20 protein-coding genes are annotated in these 17,825 nt (G+C 49.3%); 5 read left to right on the top strand and 15 right to left on the bottom strand.

The window, feature by feature from the left end; translation table 11 throughout:
- Positions 1 to 313 precede the first annotated feature (313 nt).
- Positions 314 to 1,174 (top strand): alpha/beta fold hydrolase, encoded by an 861-nt coding sequence (locus EXW96_RS04420; RefSeq protein ID WP_137669680.1) that lies wholly within the window; start codon positions 314 to 316, stop codon positions 1,172 to 1,174.
- A 2-nt stretch (positions 1,175 to 1,176) separates the two neighbouring features.
- Here the strand turns inward: EXW96_RS04420 and EXW96_RS04425 are convergent, their stop codons facing one another.
- The 10 genes from EXW96_RS04425 to EXW96_RS04465 form a co-directional block, all read right to left on the bottom strand.
- The gene (locus EXW96_RS04425) at positions 1,177 to 1,926 is read right to left on the bottom strand and encodes a sulfite exporter TauE/SafE family protein (protein ID WP_174349975.1); all 750 of its coding nucleotides are present in this window, start codon (positions 1,924 to 1,926) and stop codon (positions 1,177 to 1,179) included.
- A gap of 62 nt (positions 1,927 to 1,988) precedes the next feature.
- On the bottom strand, positions 1,989 to 2,336 hold the full coding sequence (locus EXW96_RS04430) for an XdhC family protein (protein WP_174349976.1): 348 nt from the start codon (positions 2,334 to 2,336) through the stop codon (positions 1,989 to 1,991).
- 129 nt (positions 2,337 to 2,465) lie between these two features.
- Entirely contained in the window at positions 2,466 to 3,119 is a 654-nt protein-coding gene (locus EXW96_RS04435; protein WP_174349977.1) for an RraA family protein, read from the bottom strand.
- A complete protein-coding gene (locus EXW96_RS04440) occupies positions 3,120 to 3,611 on the bottom strand; it encodes a (2Fe-2S)-binding protein (protein ID WP_054818381.1) in 492 nt (163 codons plus the stop codon).
- An 18-nt stretch (positions 3,612 to 3,629) separates the two neighbouring features.
- Positions 3,630 to 5,690 carry a xanthine dehydrogenase family protein molybdopterin-binding subunit gene (locus EXW96_RS04445; protein ID WP_217437244.1) on the bottom strand — a complete coding sequence of 687 codons (2,061 nt, stop codon included), beginning with the start codon at positions 5,688 to 5,690 and terminating at the stop codon, positions 3,630 to 3,632.
- Positions 5,620 to 5,991, bottom strand: a complete 372-nt coding sequence (locus EXW96_RS26925; protein WP_254611249.1) for a hypothetical protein — start codon at positions 5,989 to 5,991, stop codon at positions 5,620 to 5,622. The genes EXW96_RS04445 and EXW96_RS26925 overlap by 71 nt, the downstream gene beginning before the upstream one ends.
- Before the next feature lie 5 nt (positions 5,992 to 5,996).
- Complete coding sequence (locus EXW96_RS04450) at positions 5,997 to 6,869, bottom strand: FAD binding domain-containing protein (RefSeq protein WP_174349978.1); 873 nt, start codon at positions 6,867 to 6,869, stop codon at positions 5,997 to 5,999.
- 28 nt (positions 6,870 to 6,897) lie between these two features.
- Positions 6,898 to 7,359 (bottom strand): SRPBCC family protein, encoded by a 462-nt coding sequence (locus EXW96_RS04455; protein WP_174349979.1) that lies wholly within the window; start codon positions 7,357 to 7,359, stop codon positions 6,898 to 6,900.
- A 16-nt stretch (positions 7,360 to 7,375) separates the two neighbouring features.
- A complete protein-coding gene (locus EXW96_RS04460) occupies positions 7,376 to 8,080 on the bottom strand; it encodes a cyclase family protein (RefSeq protein ID WP_174349980.1) in 705 nt (234 codons plus the stop codon).
- 82 nt (positions 8,081 to 8,162) lie between these two features.
- Entirely contained in the window at positions 8,163 to 8,972 is an 810-nt protein-coding gene (locus tag EXW96_RS04465) for an IclR family transcriptional regulator (protein WP_074726914.1), read from the bottom strand.
- Positions 8,973 to 9,263: 291 nt separating this feature from the next.
- On the opposite strand from EXW96_RS04465, the gene EXW96_RS04470 reads away from it, so the two are divergent.
- Positions 9,264 to 10,187, top strand: a complete 924-nt coding sequence (locus tag EXW96_RS04470) for a S66 peptidase family protein (protein ID WP_062410927.1) — start codon at positions 9,264 to 9,266, stop codon at positions 10,185 to 10,187.
- A gap of 137 nt (positions 10,188 to 10,324) precedes the next feature.
- Here EXW96_RS04470 and fumC read toward each other — a convergent pair whose 3' ends face one another.
- The 3 genes from fumC to EXW96_RS04485 all read right to left on the bottom strand — a co-directional run bounded on the left by fumC (position 10,325) and on the right by EXW96_RS04485 (position 13,826).
- Positions 10,325 to 11,713, bottom strand: a complete 1,389-nt coding sequence (fumC, locus tag EXW96_RS04475; protein ID WP_062408661.1) for a class II fumarate hydratase — start codon at positions 11,711 to 11,713, stop codon at positions 10,325 to 10,327.
- Positions 11,714 to 11,911: 198 nt separating this feature from the next.
- Positions 11,912 to 13,123 carry a CynX/NimT family MFS transporter gene (locus EXW96_RS04480; protein WP_074726913.1) on the bottom strand — a complete coding sequence of 404 codons (1,212 nt, stop codon included), beginning with the start codon at positions 13,121 to 13,123 and terminating at the stop codon, positions 11,912 to 11,914.
- A gap of 7 nt (positions 13,124 to 13,130) precedes the next feature.
- Positions 13,131 to 13,826 (bottom strand): FadR/GntR family transcriptional regulator, encoded by a 696-nt coding sequence (locus EXW96_RS04485; RefSeq protein WP_137669687.1) that lies wholly within the window; start codon positions 13,824 to 13,826, stop codon positions 13,131 to 13,133.
- A gap of 181 nt (positions 13,827 to 14,007) precedes the next feature.
- On the opposite strand from EXW96_RS04485, the gene EXW96_RS04490 reads away from it, so the two are divergent.
- The 3 genes from EXW96_RS04490 (at position 14,008) to EXW96_RS04500 (ending at position 16,116) form a co-directional block, all read left to right on the top strand.
- Positions 14,008 to 14,202, top strand: coding sequence for a hypothetical protein (locus EXW96_RS04490; protein ID WP_054818371.1), 195 nt, complete (start codon positions 14,008 to 14,010; stop codon positions 14,200 to 14,202).
- 104 nt (positions 14,203 to 14,306) lie between these two features.
- Complete coding sequence (locus EXW96_RS04495) at positions 14,307 to 15,233, top strand: aromatic acid exporter family protein (protein ID WP_074726912.1); 927 nt, start codon at positions 14,307 to 14,309, stop codon at positions 15,231 to 15,233.
- Between the two features lie 205 nt (positions 15,234 to 15,438).
- Positions 15,439 to 16,116 (top strand): SIMPL domain-containing protein, encoded by a 678-nt coding sequence (locus tag EXW96_RS04500; protein ID WP_309225015.1) that lies wholly within the window; start codon positions 15,439 to 15,441, stop codon positions 16,114 to 16,116.
- Positions 16,117 to 16,164: 48 nt separating this feature from the next.
- On the opposite strand, the gene EXW96_RS04505 is transcribed toward EXW96_RS04500, so the two are convergent.
- Both EXW96_RS04505 and EXW96_RS04510 read right to left on the bottom strand, forming a co-directional pair.
- Positions 16,165 to 17,262, bottom strand: coding sequence for a GerAB/ArcD/ProY family transporter (locus tag EXW96_RS04505; RefSeq protein WP_062408664.1), 1,098 nt, complete (start codon positions 17,260 to 17,262; stop codon positions 16,165 to 16,167).
- Positions 17,262 to 17,792, bottom strand: coding sequence for a Ger(x)C family spore germination C-terminal domain-containing protein (locus EXW96_RS04510; RefSeq protein WP_217437246.1), 531 nt, complete (start codon positions 17,790 to 17,792; stop codon positions 17,262 to 17,264). The genes EXW96_RS04505 and EXW96_RS04510 overlap by 1 nt, the downstream gene beginning before the upstream one ends.
- Between the last annotated feature and the right edge of the window lie 33 nt (positions 17,793 to 17,825).

A 17,825-nucleotide genomic window follows, 5' to 3' on the forward strand; every position in this document is an offset into this window, starting at 1 on the left:
AAGATCTGTTGACTCCGTAACGGTTAAGTTATAACAGTTAAAACATTCCCATTTATGCTGCAAATTATAAATTTCGCTTCGGAAGGATGTATATTTGGTATGTGTTGCCCTCTTCAATCCGGTCAATAATAAAACCTCCGGCACCACTATTTAAAGTGGTTCCGGAGGTTCTTCATTCATTTCGGGGACAGCGTTTTACGCAAGCTTACCCTCATCATCACAGGAATCTGTCCTGCGTATCGGATGCGGGAAAATCGCGCATATTAAGTTGGAAAACGAGTTGTGCATATTCGAAGGAATCGAGGAGTATCCCATGTCTAAACATATAGCTGATCATCTGTATGTTTCAAACATTCGGCAGCATGCCTTATATTGCCGTATCTGGATACCTGTTAACGCTAAAGCACTTATTATTTTTCTGCATGGGGCGGGACAGCACTCGGGACATTACTCCTGTATCGGCACGGAGTGTTTAAACCGGCGGGTCGCTCTCGCCGCGCCAGACCTGCGGGGTTTCGGACGTTCGGGGGGAAGACGGGGGCACATTCTTCGATTCCAGGAATACCTGGATGATCTGGAAGAACTGGTCTCCCGCTTGCAGAAGCAGTATTCGGGATTGCCGATCTATCTGTTCGGCCATAGTATGGGTGGTCTCATCGCCATACGTTATGTTCAACGGTTTCCCGGCAACATAGCCGGCGTTCTGTTGTCTTCCCCGGCCCTGGGAATTTATCCGCCTCCGTTCATCATCAGAAAATGCATTGAATTTTTTTCGGTCGTCGCTCCAACCCTGCCTCTTGACCTGATCAGGTGGAACGAAATCTTAAGAAGACTCAAATGCTTCCGGGCGAGTTTGCCCGATTGGACCTCCGACGCCATAAAAGAAGAACAGCTGCCGACCATCTGTTATACTCCGCGCTGGTGTACGGAAATGATGCATCACGGTAAAATGGCTATAACGGAAATCCAGAAATTTCATTTCCCGGCATTATGTCTGTACGATGTATACGATCCGGTAGTCAACGTCAAGCTTATTGAACATTTTTTTGAAATCATGCCCTCAAAAGATAAGACAAGTATCGTCTACCAGGACGGCGAGCATCAGCCTCTGCAAGGCAGCCGACAAAAAGAAGCGCTGGAGCAAATTTTTCAATGGTTAACTCCCCGTCTATAACCTCATAACATGGTTTGAATCGACTTGAATAATAAAGCCGACGCACTTAATGTCATCATGATCAGCACGGAATAACGAAACACTTGATCGGAGATTTTCTTTTGCAATGCAAAGGCTGCCGCAAGCGCCAACAGGGCCGGGACGATCGCCCCTATCGAATAATAAATGACCGGGCCATGGTAAAGCCCCAGTTTATAAACGGTCATAAGCTGTATAACATCAATCGTCACAAAAAAACTGTTGATCATAAACAAAAATTCGTCCCGGCTCATCTTCATCTGCAGCATATACATGCTGATGATCGGACCGCTGGCACCGGCGGCGCCCTGGGCGGTCCCAGCGATGAACCCTACCGCCGCATCCAGCCGTCTCCTCTGCTTGATCGCGGGAAAAACGGCGAAAAAAGAAGTGCCGACAAAAAGAAGAATGATGACACCCAGAACTGCCGACAGAATGGACGGATGGATGCGAACCAACGCATAGGAACCGACTGCGATGCCGCACATTCCAAACATCATCAAGGAAGCGGCGTTTTTGATCAAGCCCCAATTTTTCGGTGTTCTGATCAACATGATTATATCCGTTAGAAGTGCAGGCACGATGGTGATCGCAATGGCGGTTTGCAGATCAAACAAGAGCGTCAAAACCGGCGTGGCCACGACAGGAAGTCCCATGCCGCTGATGCCTTTGGCGAATCCTGCAACCAGCAGGGCCAACACCGCGATAAAAATTGCAATCGCTGATATCGTCAAAAAAATCACCCGGTTTTAGGCCATATTTTTTCATTGCAGCTCAGGTGCTTCATGATATAACACTATATTCCACAGATAGGTCTCATGCTTGCGCCGGCGGCAGTCCCCGGATTCCTCCGCTCCTCCGATGCCGCTAACCGGTTATCGTGAATGGCTCCCGGCTTATCACGCAAAAATTGAGGAGAGCGCCGGTTTCTGACGGCCAATAATTCCGCCGCTATACTGACCGCGACTTCTTCTGCCGTTTCTGCGCCTAAATCCAAACCGATCGGACTGTATATGACATCACGTAAGGATTCTAATCGTGTTGAATCGATCTTTACGATTTCATGCAGGATGCGTTCGGTTCTGCTTTTGGGTCCAAGAAACCCGATGTAGGATACCTGTTGAGAACAATACAGGCGAGCCATTATTTCATTAAATCCGGAAGCCACATATATAATTGCGGGATATAACTGACCAACGCAACGGCCTTATTCTAAAAGTCTTTCCTTTTTAATCCCAGGCACAAGGCCCTTTTCCCGCATGACGGAATCCAACTAGGCAGGAAGAGCCTGCCCCCTTGCAATCTCCTCCTTCCGTTTGATCTCCCGCTGTTCTGTTTGTTTCATCTTGTCAAGCACCGAAGACAGCCGTTCTCTCTGAATGATGACCACTCCATCGTCGTCCCCGACGACGAGATTCCCCGGGCGAACGACAACACCGCCGCAAGTCATCTCTCCATTGACAAGGCCGGGACCGTTTTTCTCTACGCTGACCGGAGCTGTGCCCCGGCAAAAAACGGGGAAATCGAGCCGCCGGATGGCGGCGCCGTCGCGAACGATCCCGTCTACGACCAGACCACCCAATGCCAGGGCCATCGCCGTATGCGTCATCAGCTCGCCCCAGACGGCCCTGCGCTGCCCGCCATTGGTATTGACGACCAGCACGTCTCCCGGCTGGGCCAGCTGCAGTGCTTTGTAGAGCATCAGATTGTCATTTGCAGGAAGATCGACCGTAACGGCACTGCCCCACACCCGTTTTCCGGAGCCGAGCGGCTTGATTCCAGGGTCCATAGCCCCTGTCCGATTTTGCGAATCCGTTACGTCCGTTGAGCTTGCATGCTGCAGTTGTTGGATTAAAGCGGCATCCGCCCTATCGAATGTTTCGATAAAGCCGAAACCGATCCCGCCAATGATGCTTGGTTCTTTCATTTAATGGGCTCCTTCCATTCTGTCCGCCTGAATCATCTGCGAGGCCGCCTGGATGGCTTGAATGATCTGCCCGTAGCTGGCACATCGGCATATATTTCCGGACATAAACTCTTTAATCTCATCCTCGGACGGATCGGGGTTTTCCTCCAGCAATTTTTTGGCCATCAGAATCATGCCGGGCGTACAATAACCGCATTGGAATGCCGTATGCTCCATAAAAGCTTCCTGCACCGGATGAAGCGCGTCCTCTGTTTCCAAGCCTTCAATCGTCACGATCTCTTCCCCGTCTGCGGCTGGCGCCATATAGAGGCAGCTGCTGACCGGATTTCCGGAAACGATGACGGTGCATACGCCGCACAGTCCGAGCGCGCAGGTTTCGCGGGCCCCCCCCAAGTGAAACCGGTTGCGCAGAACATCAAGCAGGCTCTCACCCGGAGAAACTGACGCGGAAACCTGTCTTCCGTTTAACTTAAAGCTGATTTGCTTGTTCAAGTTGATCGCTCCTTACGTTTAGATTTGCTGCTGTAATTCCGAGGTTCTTTGTTGCTGAACTTCCCTGATGGCCCGCAAGACTTTCTCCGGAGTCAACGGCATACTATTGACCCTGGCTCCTGTCGCCTGATAAAGAGCATTGGCGATCGCGGGCTGGACGCCGAAGGATGCCGTCTCGCCCACTCCCTTGGCACCGAACGGCCCCTCCGGATGGGGAACCTCCACGATGATCGTTTCTGATTTGCCCGGCAAATCTTTAAATGTAGGAACCTTGTAATCGGCCATGTTCGCATTGATCATTTGACCGTAATCGTATCGGCATTCTTCAAACAACGCCTGCCCGATCTGCATCACCATCGCACCATATAACTGCTGATGGACCTGGAATGGATTGATGGCCTTGCCGACATCGCCGGCCGACACCATGTGCAGAATATCGATTTTGCCCGTTTCGGTATCCACCTCGATTTCAACCGCCGTTCCTCCCGGAAACCAGAAAATGGCCACATCCTCCGATTGACCCGTTTCAGGATCGGGGCTTTGATAATGACTTTCAAATACATATTTTCCGATGATACAGCCCGCCGGCATATGAAAGATGTCTTTGATCGCCTCTTTTAACGTCATCGCCAGTTCGGGGCGTCCTGCAACATGCACCTTTTCATCCGCAAGAGACAAAAGCTCCGCGGACACATCATATTTTCCGGAAACATGAGCAAAAATTTGATCCCTGATGTCCTCGGCCGCTTTCAAAATCGCATTGCCCATATAAAACGTCGAGCGGCTTGCGGCAGTTATGGTATCGTAAGGCGTGACATCGGTATCGGGGTGTACTACGGTGACCTTTTCGAGAGGTAATCCAAGCACCTCGGCGGCGATTTGTCCCATCATGGTGTCCGAACCCTGCCCCATATCTACTGTGCTGCAGAATACCGATGCGCTGCCGTCGGCGAACAGGTTGACGATCGAGCCAGAAATCGACGGAGTTAATACGGCTTTTAGTCCAATCGCCGTTCCTTTGGCACGGATTTTGCTGCCGCTGCGATGTATGGCACCGGCCTGTTTTTCTTTATAAAATGCCGTCCATTCAATGCTTCTGTCCAATTCCTCAATAATTTGATCAAGACCGACCGAAGTCATTTTTTGCCCTGTGGCGTGGATTTTCCCCTCGGTCAGCACCTGCTTGCGGCGGAAATCGAGCGGGTCCCATCCCATTTTGGCCGCAATAATATCCATTTGCGATTCATATGCCCACACCAGCTGCGGTACGCCGAAGCCCCGGAAAGCCCCGGCAGGAACATTATTCGTATATACGCAGTAGGAGTCGATGCTCACGTTCGGTATATCGTATGGGCCTGCTGCGGTAAAGCCTGATTTTTGCGTAATCCGCGGGCCGATATCGGCATAAGCGCCCGTATCCCAGTACACCTGACAATCGCGGGCGACAATGCGTCCGTCGTTCGTGACGCCGGTACGCATCTTAAAGACCGTTGCATGCTTGGTCAGCGTAATAAATACTTCCTCCATCGTCAGCGCCAGTTTCACCGGTTTTTTCACGATCAGCGCCAGCACCGCAACCAAGGCTTCGATTTTGACATAAAGCTTGGTTCCGAAGCCTCCGCCCAAATAAGGGACTCGAACGCGAATCTGGCTTTCCGGCTTTTTCAATACATAAGCGACCTCACTGCGGATAAATGAAGGGCTTTGATTGGCCGTCCAAATATTCATCCTGCCGTTGGAATCCAGTTGGGCAACCGCCACGTGCTGCTCCATGGGAAGATGAACCGCCGCAGGCGTCCGGAACGTATCCTCAAAGATATGATCCGCTTCCGCGAAGCCTTTCTCCAGATCCCCGTGACGCAGCTTATAATGCAAGCAGACATTGCTCCCTTCCTTAGGCAGCAGATTTTTCAAATCCGCGAAGCTGCCGGCGGGCCTGATCACCTCATGAACGATCGGCGCTCCTTCTTTGGCCGCCTCAAGCACATCGAATACAGGCTCCAGTTCTTCATAATCTGCATTGGATATAGTTGACCGCATCGGCGGCAATGGCCGCAGTTTCGGCAATAACGGCAGCAACCGGATCACCTATGTAACATACCTTGTCGAATGCCAAAACCGGCTGATCGCGAAACGCAGGACCGTAATGCATATGGATGTCCATATTCTGCAAATCGGCGCCGGTTACGACCTTTATGACTCCGGGGATTTGCTCCGCTGCGCTGGTATCAATGCTTTTTATCCTTCCATGCGGCACCGTGCTTCGCAGCACCTTGATATGCAGCATGCCTGGAAGCTCCATGTTCATCACGTATTCGGCCTGGCCCGTAATCTTCCCTTTACTTTCGATCCGGCGATGAGATTGTCCTATAACCGGCATTCTGTTCACCCCTTCTGCCCTTCCGGCAATAATTGCTGTAACACCCTGCGGACATGGACCTTCAGCATTTCCTTCTTATACCAGGAACTTCCCCGTAAATCCTCGGAAGGCTCCACCGCATGAAAGGCCATTTCGGCTGCTTGCTCTATCCATGCTTCACTGCCTGGCTTGCCCAACAGCAGCTGCTCGACCGCCTCCAGCTTCGCAGGCACATCCGTTACGGCGCTGACCGCCATACGCACATCGCAAACGATTCCCTGCTCCTGCTGAATAAAAGCGGCGACCCCCAACGTAGGCCAGTCGTCGTTGGACAGTGTCGTATATTTGATGTAAGCCCCCTTCAACCCGGGGTCGGTCTTGGGTAAAAGCACTTCCGTGACCAGTTCGTCGGGCCGGACAGCCGTCACATAATAGCCTTGGAAAAAGTCAGCCAGCGGAATCCATCTGTCTCCCCTTACACTTTCCACTTTCACCTTGGCATCCAAGGCCAACAGGATCGGTGGCAAATCCAGATGGGCATCTCCGTGTGATAAATTGCCGCCAATACTGGCCACATAGCGGATTCTCGGGTTAGCCACATGATGAAGCGCTTTCGAAATGACCGGATAGTTTTGTTCGATGAATGGAGATGTCTCCATTTCCCGCAGCGTGGTCATCGCGCCGATCCGCAGGTTCCCATCATTATCCGGCCGAATGTAATTTAACTCACACCTCACCTTTTTCAAACTGATTAACCGTTCCGGTTGATAAATCCCCTGCTTGATGATCAACGAAAGCGCGGTTCCTCCGCTAACCACACGGGTCAGATCATCTCCCGACGCCAGCGCATGCTTCACATCCTCCAGCGTTTCCGGTTCCACCCATTCAACATTCAGCATCCTTTTCATCCTCCTCCCTCAATATCGGTTAATATTGCACTTCCGTAGGCTCCAGCGCCTGCCGGATATTCTCAGCGAACTGGCCGCCCATCTCCGCCGCTTTTGAGCGAAATGCGGATTGTCCCAGCGAGCCCAGCTTACCGGCCATGCTCATATCCATGATGTAATGAACCTGAGTAGCTCCTTCAGCCAGTGCGGTCAGATTCATTTGGGCTTTCATTTTCAGCTGTCCGACCAGCGACATCGGTTTCCCGTCCACCTCGGACACAAGCTGCTGTGGAGGCGTCATTTCCGTAATCCGAACATTCAGATGAAAACGGAGCTTCATAAAAGCGATTTGTACGGAAGCTACAGCCCGGTATATCCCGTTTCCCATATCCTTGACTTCCTCACAGCCTGGCAGGCATCGTGCCAGAGATTCGGTATCCATCAAAAAGTGCCATACCCTCTCCTGGTCCGCTTTAATTTCAAACTTGTCTTCAATGATCATTCCTTGAACCTCCCGTTTATGAATTCCAGGCCAGATCAAAAATAGCCGCTGCCCTTGTCGGGCCGGCAGTTCCGCCTCTAACCTTGAGCGGCAAGCCGATATAGATAAACCTCTTTCCTGCAAGCGCTTTCAAATCACCTAAGTTTTCCGTATTAAGCAGCCCCCTTTCGCGGCAAACGGTATGTGCGGGCTTCCATTCTTCTCCCTGATGGGGGCTGACATCGATACTGACCGCATCGATTCCGATATGAATCGCTCCCTGATTGGCAAGCCACTCCGCCGCTTCCCGGTCCAAGCCCGGATTTTTCTGATGATAATCGGGCCTGGGAAAATGACGTTCGTATGTACCGGTATAAATCAGTACGGTACCGCCAGGCGGTATGGTCAAATCGGCTTTACGGCAAGCATCCTGCAAGGCGTTCCTCGTAATAAAAGCAGAATCGGGGACATGGCTTACATCCAGACAAACCGCAGGTCCTATACATTTCTCCAGCGGGATTTGTTCAATCGATAGAGCATTCTTGTCCGGATCCATGTGTGTAAACGAATCCGTATGCGTTCCCGCATGCTCCGACATCAGCAGCGTATTGACGGCAAACGTCCATTTACCGTCCTCCTTCACGGTTAACTGTGTCATCGGAAAAATCACGGTGGGCTGATGACCCGGATAAACAGGCTGGCCTCTAAAAACCTCTTGCGACAGATCAACAATTCGCGGCAATGGGAACACTCCTTTTCGAAAATAATATTTCTTGCTGAAACTTAGTTTACTCTTCAGTCTAAAAAAATTTATAGACATGGTTTCAGGGCATCGTTATCTTTCCCGATTTATTAGGGCTATAGCCCAGATCAAATGACCTGAGAAGCGACGCATCAAATAAATCGACTTCTTCCCTGCAGATATGGACAAGCTCCTCGATCCGGCTTGCCGTCATTTTAAAGTGAGGCGCGGCGGTCACCAGCATAGCGACGACTTGTTCATCCAAAGTGATCGGTACAGAAACGGCAATGACATCTTGATTGATTTCCTGATCTGCGATGGCATAGCCCTTGGAGCGAACCTCCGCCAAATTCTTAAGAAGGGTGTCCAGATCGGTGATCGTGTGCTCCGTATATGCTTTTAGACCATTTTGGCTGATAATCGAGGTCACTTCCTGATCGGTCAAGCTCGCTAACCAAACCTTGCCGACAGCCGTTGCATGATATGGGGCTTTCTGGCCTAACATGGAAGCAACCCTTAAGGGATTGGTTCCCTCCGCCTTCTCGATGAAAAAGATGCCCTCCTTCTTCACCACCGCCAATTGAACCAGCTCGCCGGTTCGTTTGGCAATCCGTTCCAGCATCGGATAAAAAATATCATTGATCTCCAGAGCATTGATGTGGCGATAAGCCATGCTCAAGAAATAAAATGACAGCTTGTAGTAACGGGTTTTGCTGTCCCTTTCTACATACCCTCCCTCGAGCAGGGTGGTTAAAATCCGTGAAATGACACTTTTCGGAAGCTGTGTCCGGTTTTCCAATTCGGTCACGCTGACGCCGTTGACTTCACCCACCAAAATTTCCATGACTTGAAAAGTACGTTCCACTGCGGCCAAGGCGCTGTATGCGGTCATCCATGTTTCCTCCTGCCTAACCTAATGACTACTTCAGATGTAATCGATGTTCGTGGATACAATACCAAAACCCAATTACTTCCTGAAACTTAGTTTACTATGGTTTTTGCATTAATTCAATACATTTTTCATGTTTTTGCAGATTTATACAAATTGCTGACCTATGAATGAAACTTTCAGCGCTACTCGCGTATTGTTCGGCATAAACCTAAAGTTTTCGTTATGTAAACCGATGATTTCCATATAATTGTTATAGAAGACTCATATGCTCAGCGGGAGGAATGTATGCTTATGGCAATTCGGCCCCCAATATTAAAAAAAGGCGATACGATTGGAGTCGTGACATTGGGAAGTCCATTAGATGTAGAAGTCATTAATGCGCGGGTAGATACTCTGAAAAGTATGGGGTTTAATGTCGTACTGGGGGATTATGTCTATTCCCGGAACGGATTTCTTGCGGGCTCAGATCAGGAACGGGCCTCGGATTTGATGAAAATGTTTGAAAACCCGCAGGTCAATATGATTCTGCCGTCGCGGGGAGGAGTAGGAGTCGCCGGTATTCTTCCGTATCTTGATTATCATTTGATTCATAATAATCCAAAAATTATAACAGGCTACAGCGATATCACGATCTTGTTAAACGTGCTTTATCAACAAGCTAATTTAATCACCTTTCAAAGCCTTCTGCTGATTGATTTCAGACCCGATACGCCTGCATATAATTTCAACCAGTTTTTTTCCGCTACGTCTTCCTATTCTTCTTATCGGCTCATTCAAAATCCCCCGGGAATCCCCTTAATCAGCAAAGTGCAGGGCAATGTGACCGGTCCTCTCGTCGGAGGCAATCTGACATCGTTTGTCGGTACGTTGGGCACACCTTTTGAAATCGATACGAGGGGTAAAATTCTGCTCATAGAAGACACACACGAACCCACCAATACCATCTACAGATATTTGAACCATTTGAAACTGGCCGGAAAGTTCCGGGATTGCATCGGCATCGTTATGGGCGAATGCACCGGCTGTCAGTTCGCTTACGGCAAATCATACGAAGACCTGATCAACGAATTCATTGTCCCGCTGGGGAAACCCCTCATGACGAACCTTGCAACCGCGCATGGACCATATAAAGCGGCGCTCCCCATCGGCGCGATGGTGAATTTAAATACGTATAACCATACATTGGCCGTGCTTGAGCCTACGGTCAGCCTATAGACGCATCGGGCCTGCTTCCGTCGGGATGGCAGGCCAAATATCCGACGGGAATGGAGGCTCATCAATATCGGTAAAATAAGGATCTTAAACGAACATCCCCTAGCTTCAAAAGCATAGGGATGTTCGTCCAAGGTCATTTATTCCTTCGGATGAATCATATCCTCCGGGCGTACGATGGAGTCAAACTGCTCCGAGGTTAAATAACCGCTCCTTAAAGCTGCTTCCTTCAGAGTCAGGCCTTCCTTATGCGCAAGCTTGGCGATGGATGCGGCCTTCTCATACCCGATATGCGGGTTCAACGCGGTGACGAGCATCAGAGATTGCTCCAGATGACGGTCAATGACGGCGCGGTTAGGCTCAATACCAACAGCGCAATGGTCGTTGAATGAATTCATCGCATCCGACAGAAGCCGGACGGATTGCAAGAAATTGTGGATGATGACAGGCTTGAATACATTCAGTTCAAAATTCCCCTGACTTGCTGCAAATCCAATCACCGCATCATTGCCCATCACCTGGCAAACCACCATCGTGAGCGCCTCGCTCTGCGTAGGGTTCACCTTCCCGGGCATAATCGAGCTGCCCGGCTCGTTCTCGGGGATTTTGATCTCGCCGATTCCGCTTCGCGGACCGCTGGCCAGCCAGCGAACGTCGTTTGCGATTTTCATCAAATCCGCTGCCAGCGCCTTCAATGCTCCATGAGTGTATACGATTTGATCGTGGCTTGTCAGACCATGAAATTTATTGGCGGCGGAGACGAAGGTCCTGCCGGTCTCCCGTGATATTTCTGCCGCTACGGTTTCTCCGAATTTCGGATGCGCGTTCAAACCGGTGCCTACGGCTGTCCCGCCAATAGCCAGCTCCTTCATGGATTCTACGCTTTGGCGAATCATCCTCCCGGTGGTATCCAGCATCGCCCACCAGCCGCTGATTTCCTGCCCTAAAGTAAGCGGCGTAGCATCCTGCAGATGAGTTCGTCCGATTTTGACGATATCGGCGAAGGCTTCCATCTTGCTTCGCAGCGTCTCCTTCAGCTTGTCCAGAGCCGGCAGCAGCTGCTCCTCCACCGCCAACACTCCAGCGATATGCATTGCGGTCGGGAAGGTATCGTTAGAGCTTTGCGACCGGTTCACATCGTCATTGGGATGAATACGGATGCTGCTCCCCTTCTCTGCGAGCAGCTGCGTGGCCCGAGCGGCGATGACTTCATTGGCGTTCATATTTGACTGCGTACCGCTTCCGGTCTGCCAAACGACCAGCGGAAATTGGTCGTCCCACTTCCCGTCGATCACTTCGGCTGCCGCCGCCGTGATCGCTTCAGCCTTCTCCGGTTCAAGCTTGCCCAGCTTAAGATTTGCCTGTGCGGCCGCTTTTTTCAGCAGCGCAAAAGCGCGTACCACTTCTACAGGCATTCGTTCCGTTCCGATGCGGAAATTTTCACTGCTTCGCTGCGTCTGCGCCCCCCAAAGCTTGTCTGCGGGAACCTTGATTTCCCCCATCGTATCTCGTTCAATTCTGTATTCCATGTGGGCTACCTCCTTTGTTTAATGTCATTTTACCATAGATTACCCATTATTATGAAATATACATTGATAAAGTTTCGACAAAGGCTGAACACACCGGGGGCTTAACGGCGCATGGAAGAGGCTTGCCTTCCGTCAGGAGAGTAAAACACATGGCCGGGGATCGCAATGATCCCCGGCTCCGGATTTATCCTTTCATGGTTAAGACGATTCTTTGGAAGTCACATAGCCGCTGGCCGCTCCATAACCGGCAATCATCAGCATGACGGCAGAGGCCAACAAAAAGATCAACGGAAGGGTCCACCCATTCGTTACATCATGAAGCAAACCAAAAAGTGTCGGTCCCGTAGCCGCCATCAAGTACCCTACAGCTTGAGCCATGCCTGATAATTCGGCGGCTTGCTGCGAATCGCGCGTTCGAAGAACGAAGAACATCATAGCCAAACTAAATGCGGAACCTACTCCAATACCGAGCAGTATCATCCATAGTACGACCAAGGATAAATTGCCGCTAAGCAATCCGAGGCAGCCAATAATCAGTGAGATCCCGGTCATGATTACCAATTGGCGCTGATTCGAAAATCGGCTTGCCAGCACAGGAACGGCAAAGGTGAGCGGCAAAATGATAAATTGGAGCAGCGAAAGCATCCAACCCGCCGTTTCATTGCTCATTCCCCGTTGCTGAAGGATTTCCGGGAGCCACGCGACCATCATATAAAATACTAATGATTGCGATCCCATATAAATCGTCACGCTCCATGCCAGGCGTGAGCGCCATAACTGACCGCCCTTCTTGTTGACCTGGGCAATGGGGGTATGACGGCGATGACGCAGCTGCGGGAGCCAAATCAGAATCGCGGCAAAAGAAAGAAGCGCCCAGCATCCCAGTGCTGCGCCCCAACCCAATCCAAGTCCTCCGGTAATCGGTATGCTGATTCCTGAAGCGATGGCCCCGCATAAGTTCATGGAGACGGCATAAATGCCTGTCATGACTCCGATGCGTTCAGGGAACTCCCTTTTCACCAGGCTGGGTACAAGTACGTTGCATACCGAAATCGCAAGCCCCAACAATAAAGTACCCAGAAACAACATGCCAACTCCAGGAATCGACCGTATCAATATCCCTATGGTCAGAACAATCATCCCCGCAAGCAGGGTATGTTCAATGCCTATCTTGCGGGCAAATCGGGGTGCAAACGGAGAGAGCAGTGCAAAAGCAAGCAGCGGCAGGGTGGTCAAAGCACCGGCCAATGTATTCGAAATTCCTGTTGCGTTCCGAATCTCTCCAATGATCGGGCCGACGGCCGTAATCGGCGCACGGAGATTTGCAGCAACCAATATGATTCCTGCCAAAAGCATGGAAAAGCCTGCACGTGTTTGCAGGCGTTGATTCACTAATTCCTGTTGCAGCATAAAGCAGTTACTCCTCTCTATTGTCGCTTTGCAGCATGTGTCGGGAAGCTTCTATATAATCGCGAACAGCTTGCGCCGCACCATCGGGATTACCGTCTATGATGGCCTGGATCAGCTCGCGGTGTATCCTGGTATGATGCTCTAAAAGAACAGAATGATCCAGCACGCTGCCGATCGTTTCTCTCACACCTTCCGTGATATGTTCATACAATTCTTTGAGTACGCTGTTGTGGGCCGCACCAATAATGATCTTGTGAAGGTCCAGGTCAGCCTTTAAATAGGCGTCCGTGTCTTTCATCGCTGCCGCTGCGTCATATTCGTTCAAGCATCTGCTTAAAACCTCAATGTCCTCATCGGTACGCCGTAGGGCCGCTAAACGAGCGGCTTCCTGTTCCAGAGCGTACCGAACCTCCAGCGTCTCCACAATATTGGAACGGCGCAGGCGGCGCAGCAATACGGCGCCAAGACCGCTTGAAGAGCTTACATATGTACCGTCGCCTGGACGAACGATCAGAAGTCCTGTATGAACGAGCGCCTTCACAGCCTCCCGTACCGTATTCCTGCTTACTCCAAGCTGCTGAACAAGATCAGGCTCAGCCGGAATGCGTAATCCTACCGACCATTTACCCGTCTCAATAAGAAGCTCCATTTGAGCTACGACTTGTTCAACCAGTGTCGTTCGCGATGCCCGCTTGAGCCCCAATAGTCAACCCTCCAAACATCGGATGTTTAATTTTGATATTATAACGCTAATCCTGGAGTTTGAACAGTCCCCTTTCCTCAGCCTGATAAGCAATAACAGAAGCAATGGCGTCTAAAAACAACCTTTTTATCGAATCATGTAATAAGACTTAAAAATTTTGGAAGCTAAGAGGTATACCACCATGAGATTCGTGACCAAAACCAGGCTGGACTATCTTCAATCCATGATTCAAGCCATGGGAAATGATGATGAACATAAACTGGCATTGCATATCCTCGAATCCATTAAACGGGATATTGAAGAAAATTATGCGGAAATTAAAAAACCGATCCGGCTGCATGATAAGCTGAAGGATCGGTCCGAAAATACATATTGAAGGCAGGTTCGGTTCAATACATTTTGTTGCATTTATGTAAACTATGTTTACACCTTCGCCCGATTAAGTGTAAAATAAGGCAAAAACAAAATCGGGTGATCACCATGAGGATTGGCTTCCGCACGATTAAAACCGCGATTGGCGTCAGTATTTCCATCCTGCTGGCACAGGCCTTGCAGTTGGAATACTATACGGCTGCGGGGATATTAACCCTGCTGTGCATTCAGAAATCCCGCAAGCAGTCCACCCAAGCTGTGATCAGCCGTTTTTTCGCCTGCATAGCAGGTCTCTTGTTTTCGAGCCTATTATTTGAAGTGATCGGATACCGGCCCTATTCCTTTCTTGTGCTTCTGCTGTTATTCATTCCTTTTTGCGTTCGCTTCCGGATTCAGGAAGGAATCGCGAGCAGCTCCGTTATCGTTATGCATGTCTACATGCACGGGAAAATAGAGCCTTCCTTCTACTGGAATGAAATTCAGGTCATGTTGGTGGGGCTGGGTGTGGGCTTGCTGATCAATTGGTATATGCCTAGTATCGACAAAGAGCTCAACCGTTACAAAGAAGAAGTGGATCAACTGATTTCAAAGATTTTGAACGAAATGGCCAGCTACTTGAAAGAAGGCTATACGCTTTGGGACGGGAAGGAGCTGCTTTTGCTGTCCGATACTCTCCAAAAGGCCAAGCGTCTGGCCATTCTGGATGCAGAGAACAATCTGCTGCGCAAGGAGAATTCATATCAAGCCTACTTTGAACACAAGCAGAGGCAGTATGATATTCTCGAACGGATGCTGCCCTCCATTTCAAGAATAACCGTGCAAATGGAACAAGGGATACGGATCGGGGACTTCGTGCAAGAATTGAGCCATCACCTGAATAACCGCAGTCAAACCGCCTATTTTCGCGAAAAGCTGCGCGATATCAGAGATTACCACAAGCATCTTCCCTTGCCTGAATCAAGGAACGAATTCGAGAATCGGGCCAGCCTGTATACGGTAGCTAACGAGCTCGAGCGTTTCATTAATACGATTTGAGCAAGAACTGGAGGGGCGTTCCATGGAACGCTCCTCTACCTTCGTTTTCTTTACAGTGCCAATTAACCCGGTCCCAATCAATGACACCGGCAGAGATTCAGATAGAAGATTCCGTAAACGATACTGAACTTCCGCATGGAGGAATGTTAACGTCCGGACGCCAATACAATAGGAATATCCACGCACGGGAAAGAGGTGTTAACCTGTGTACTTTACTCAACCCTGGCATCCGGCCTCAAGGATGAATCCCTCCGTTCACCATCACCGCCAAATCATCGAGGTATCGGGTGAAGGAACCGTGTCTGCCCCTCCCGACAGAGCCGTTATTGATTTAGGTGTCATCACGGAGAAACCGAGCCTCTCTGACGCCCAAAGAGACAATGCCGCCTCCATAGCCAACATCGTTCACTCCCTCGTACAGCTGGGCATTCCCAAAGAACAGATCCAAACGGTAACTTACAGAGTCGACATCCAATATAATTATGTAGAGGGAAAACAAATCCTCAGAGGTTATCAAGTGACGCATATGCTTCAAATCACCCTGGAACAGATAAATCAAACCGGACTTGTTGTCGATACGGCTGTGAACCATGGGGCGAACTCCGTTTCCGGCATCCGATTCAGCATAGCGAACCCCGACATGTATTATAACCGCTCCCTTGCCTTAGCCGTCAAAAATGCCGAAGCCAAGGCCATGACCATCGCCAGAACGATAGGTGCGACTCTGATTACACTTCCGGTGAAGGTTCAGGAAGAAGCCCGTTCACGGGAACCCATACCTTATCAGGCCTCGCTGATGGCCCAAAGTGCGCCCGCCACACCGATCCTGCCGGGAGAATTGAAAATTACTGCTGCGATCAGGGCTGCATATACTTATGCTTAAACGTTTGTCCGCTCAGTCTTCTTTCCGTCCGGAAGGGAGGCATAACGATTAAAGCTTTAGCCTTTTTCGTTTTTTTACAGTTCCGACAATATACAGAACCAAGGGTATGCCTACAAAATTGATTGGGAAAATATACGGCATCCAAATAGTTTTGGGATAGTCGATGGAGGATTCAACGATATTGTTATAGCTCAATGCGAGAATGATTCCCGCCAGCGCCACAAACCAAATCATGATCTTCCATTGTCTAATATGCAGCCATTGTGCTGTTCCGTAGCTCGTAATAAATAAGTAAACGGATAATTTGATGCAAACACTTAAAAACCAGACAATGACAATGATGCTTTCAAGGTTTTGGATAAATTCCATGAAGGAAATATATCGAATCATCTCAAAAAACGGGTACCACATTTTTGCGCTCAAATGAGGTCCAAACGTCATTAAGCTGGCCAATACGGACAACGATAAAAAAAAGGAAGCGATGCCGACTCCCCACAGAGCTCTTGACACAACTTTTTTTTGATCATTGACAAAACAGGTTAACATCAACAATATGGTAGACGACTCCCCTAAAAAGGCAAGAGGCGGTATGGCACCTTTTAATATATTTATCCTTCCGGAGTCGGCATAAACGGGAAGCACCCGATTGACATCCATATTGATGACGCCCAGCAGCAAGACAAGTCCAAAAGCGAAAAATATAATCGGTCCCACGATTTCACTGCACCTTCCGATCCCTTGAATCCCGCCGTGGTACGTTACATAGATTACGGGGATAAGCACCAGCATAAGAATAAGAAGAAGCGGTGTCCTCGTGAACATGATCATGTCGATAAAATCGGACGCCTGCCGGAGAATGATGGGAATGACGGAATACCATTGAATAAAATAAGGAATGACAATGATTTTGCCAAGCCATTTTCCCAAGATGCTCTGGCTGAATTCGATAAACGTCAGGCCGGGATAAAGCAGGCTCAATTTTACCGATACCACCGTAATGAAAATGGCCGCGGCACCTGCTAATAAAAACGAAATCCATGCATCTTGTTTCGCATCCATAATGGAGGGCGAGGCGGTCAGCAGGATTGACATTCCAAGTTCGAATGTGGCTAACAGCCAAAGAATTTGCCGGCTTGACAGTTTCATTATTTTATCGCCCCTCCCTTCTGATGCAGCGGCAGCCCCGTAAGTCCCGTATTTTTGATTTTCAGGTCAACTCTAATGGACAGCTCGGCTTTCCGAAACTTCTCGTTCCATGTCTCTTTCATTTTTTTCCAAGCGTACGGATGTTTTTTATGGATAGCTTTCCTAAAGCCGAAAACGTCTGTTCCATAATTTTTTTGTACCTTTTTGATCATGTTCAGCATATCCTTTTGAACCGTTTCCTCAAGTGTTTTTTCCAAAACTTTAAGATTATTGAGCTCCTTTAAATCCAAATTAGTATTATTTTCCAGGATTTTTCCGGTCCCTTCCAAGAAGATTTCAAAGGAAATTTTATCTCCGGTTATGACCGGTTTAATTGTACTTTTAAAATAGTCCCCATCATACGAAATATTGCCCTCGCCTTCAGGAATATGGGCTATAATCGTATGTTTTTTCAATCGATTCAAAAGCCACAATCGTTCAACCGCTTCTTTATATGTATTTGTCAACTGAAAATCCGGCCACATAATCATTTAATTTCCGGCCACGCGGCATAAAAATAAAAG

Source organism: Paenibacillus sp. JMULE4, from assembly GCF_013337105.1.
Lineage (GTDB): Bacteria > Bacillota > Bacilli > Paenibacillales > NBRC-103111 > Paenibacillus_G > Paenibacillus_G naphthalenovorans.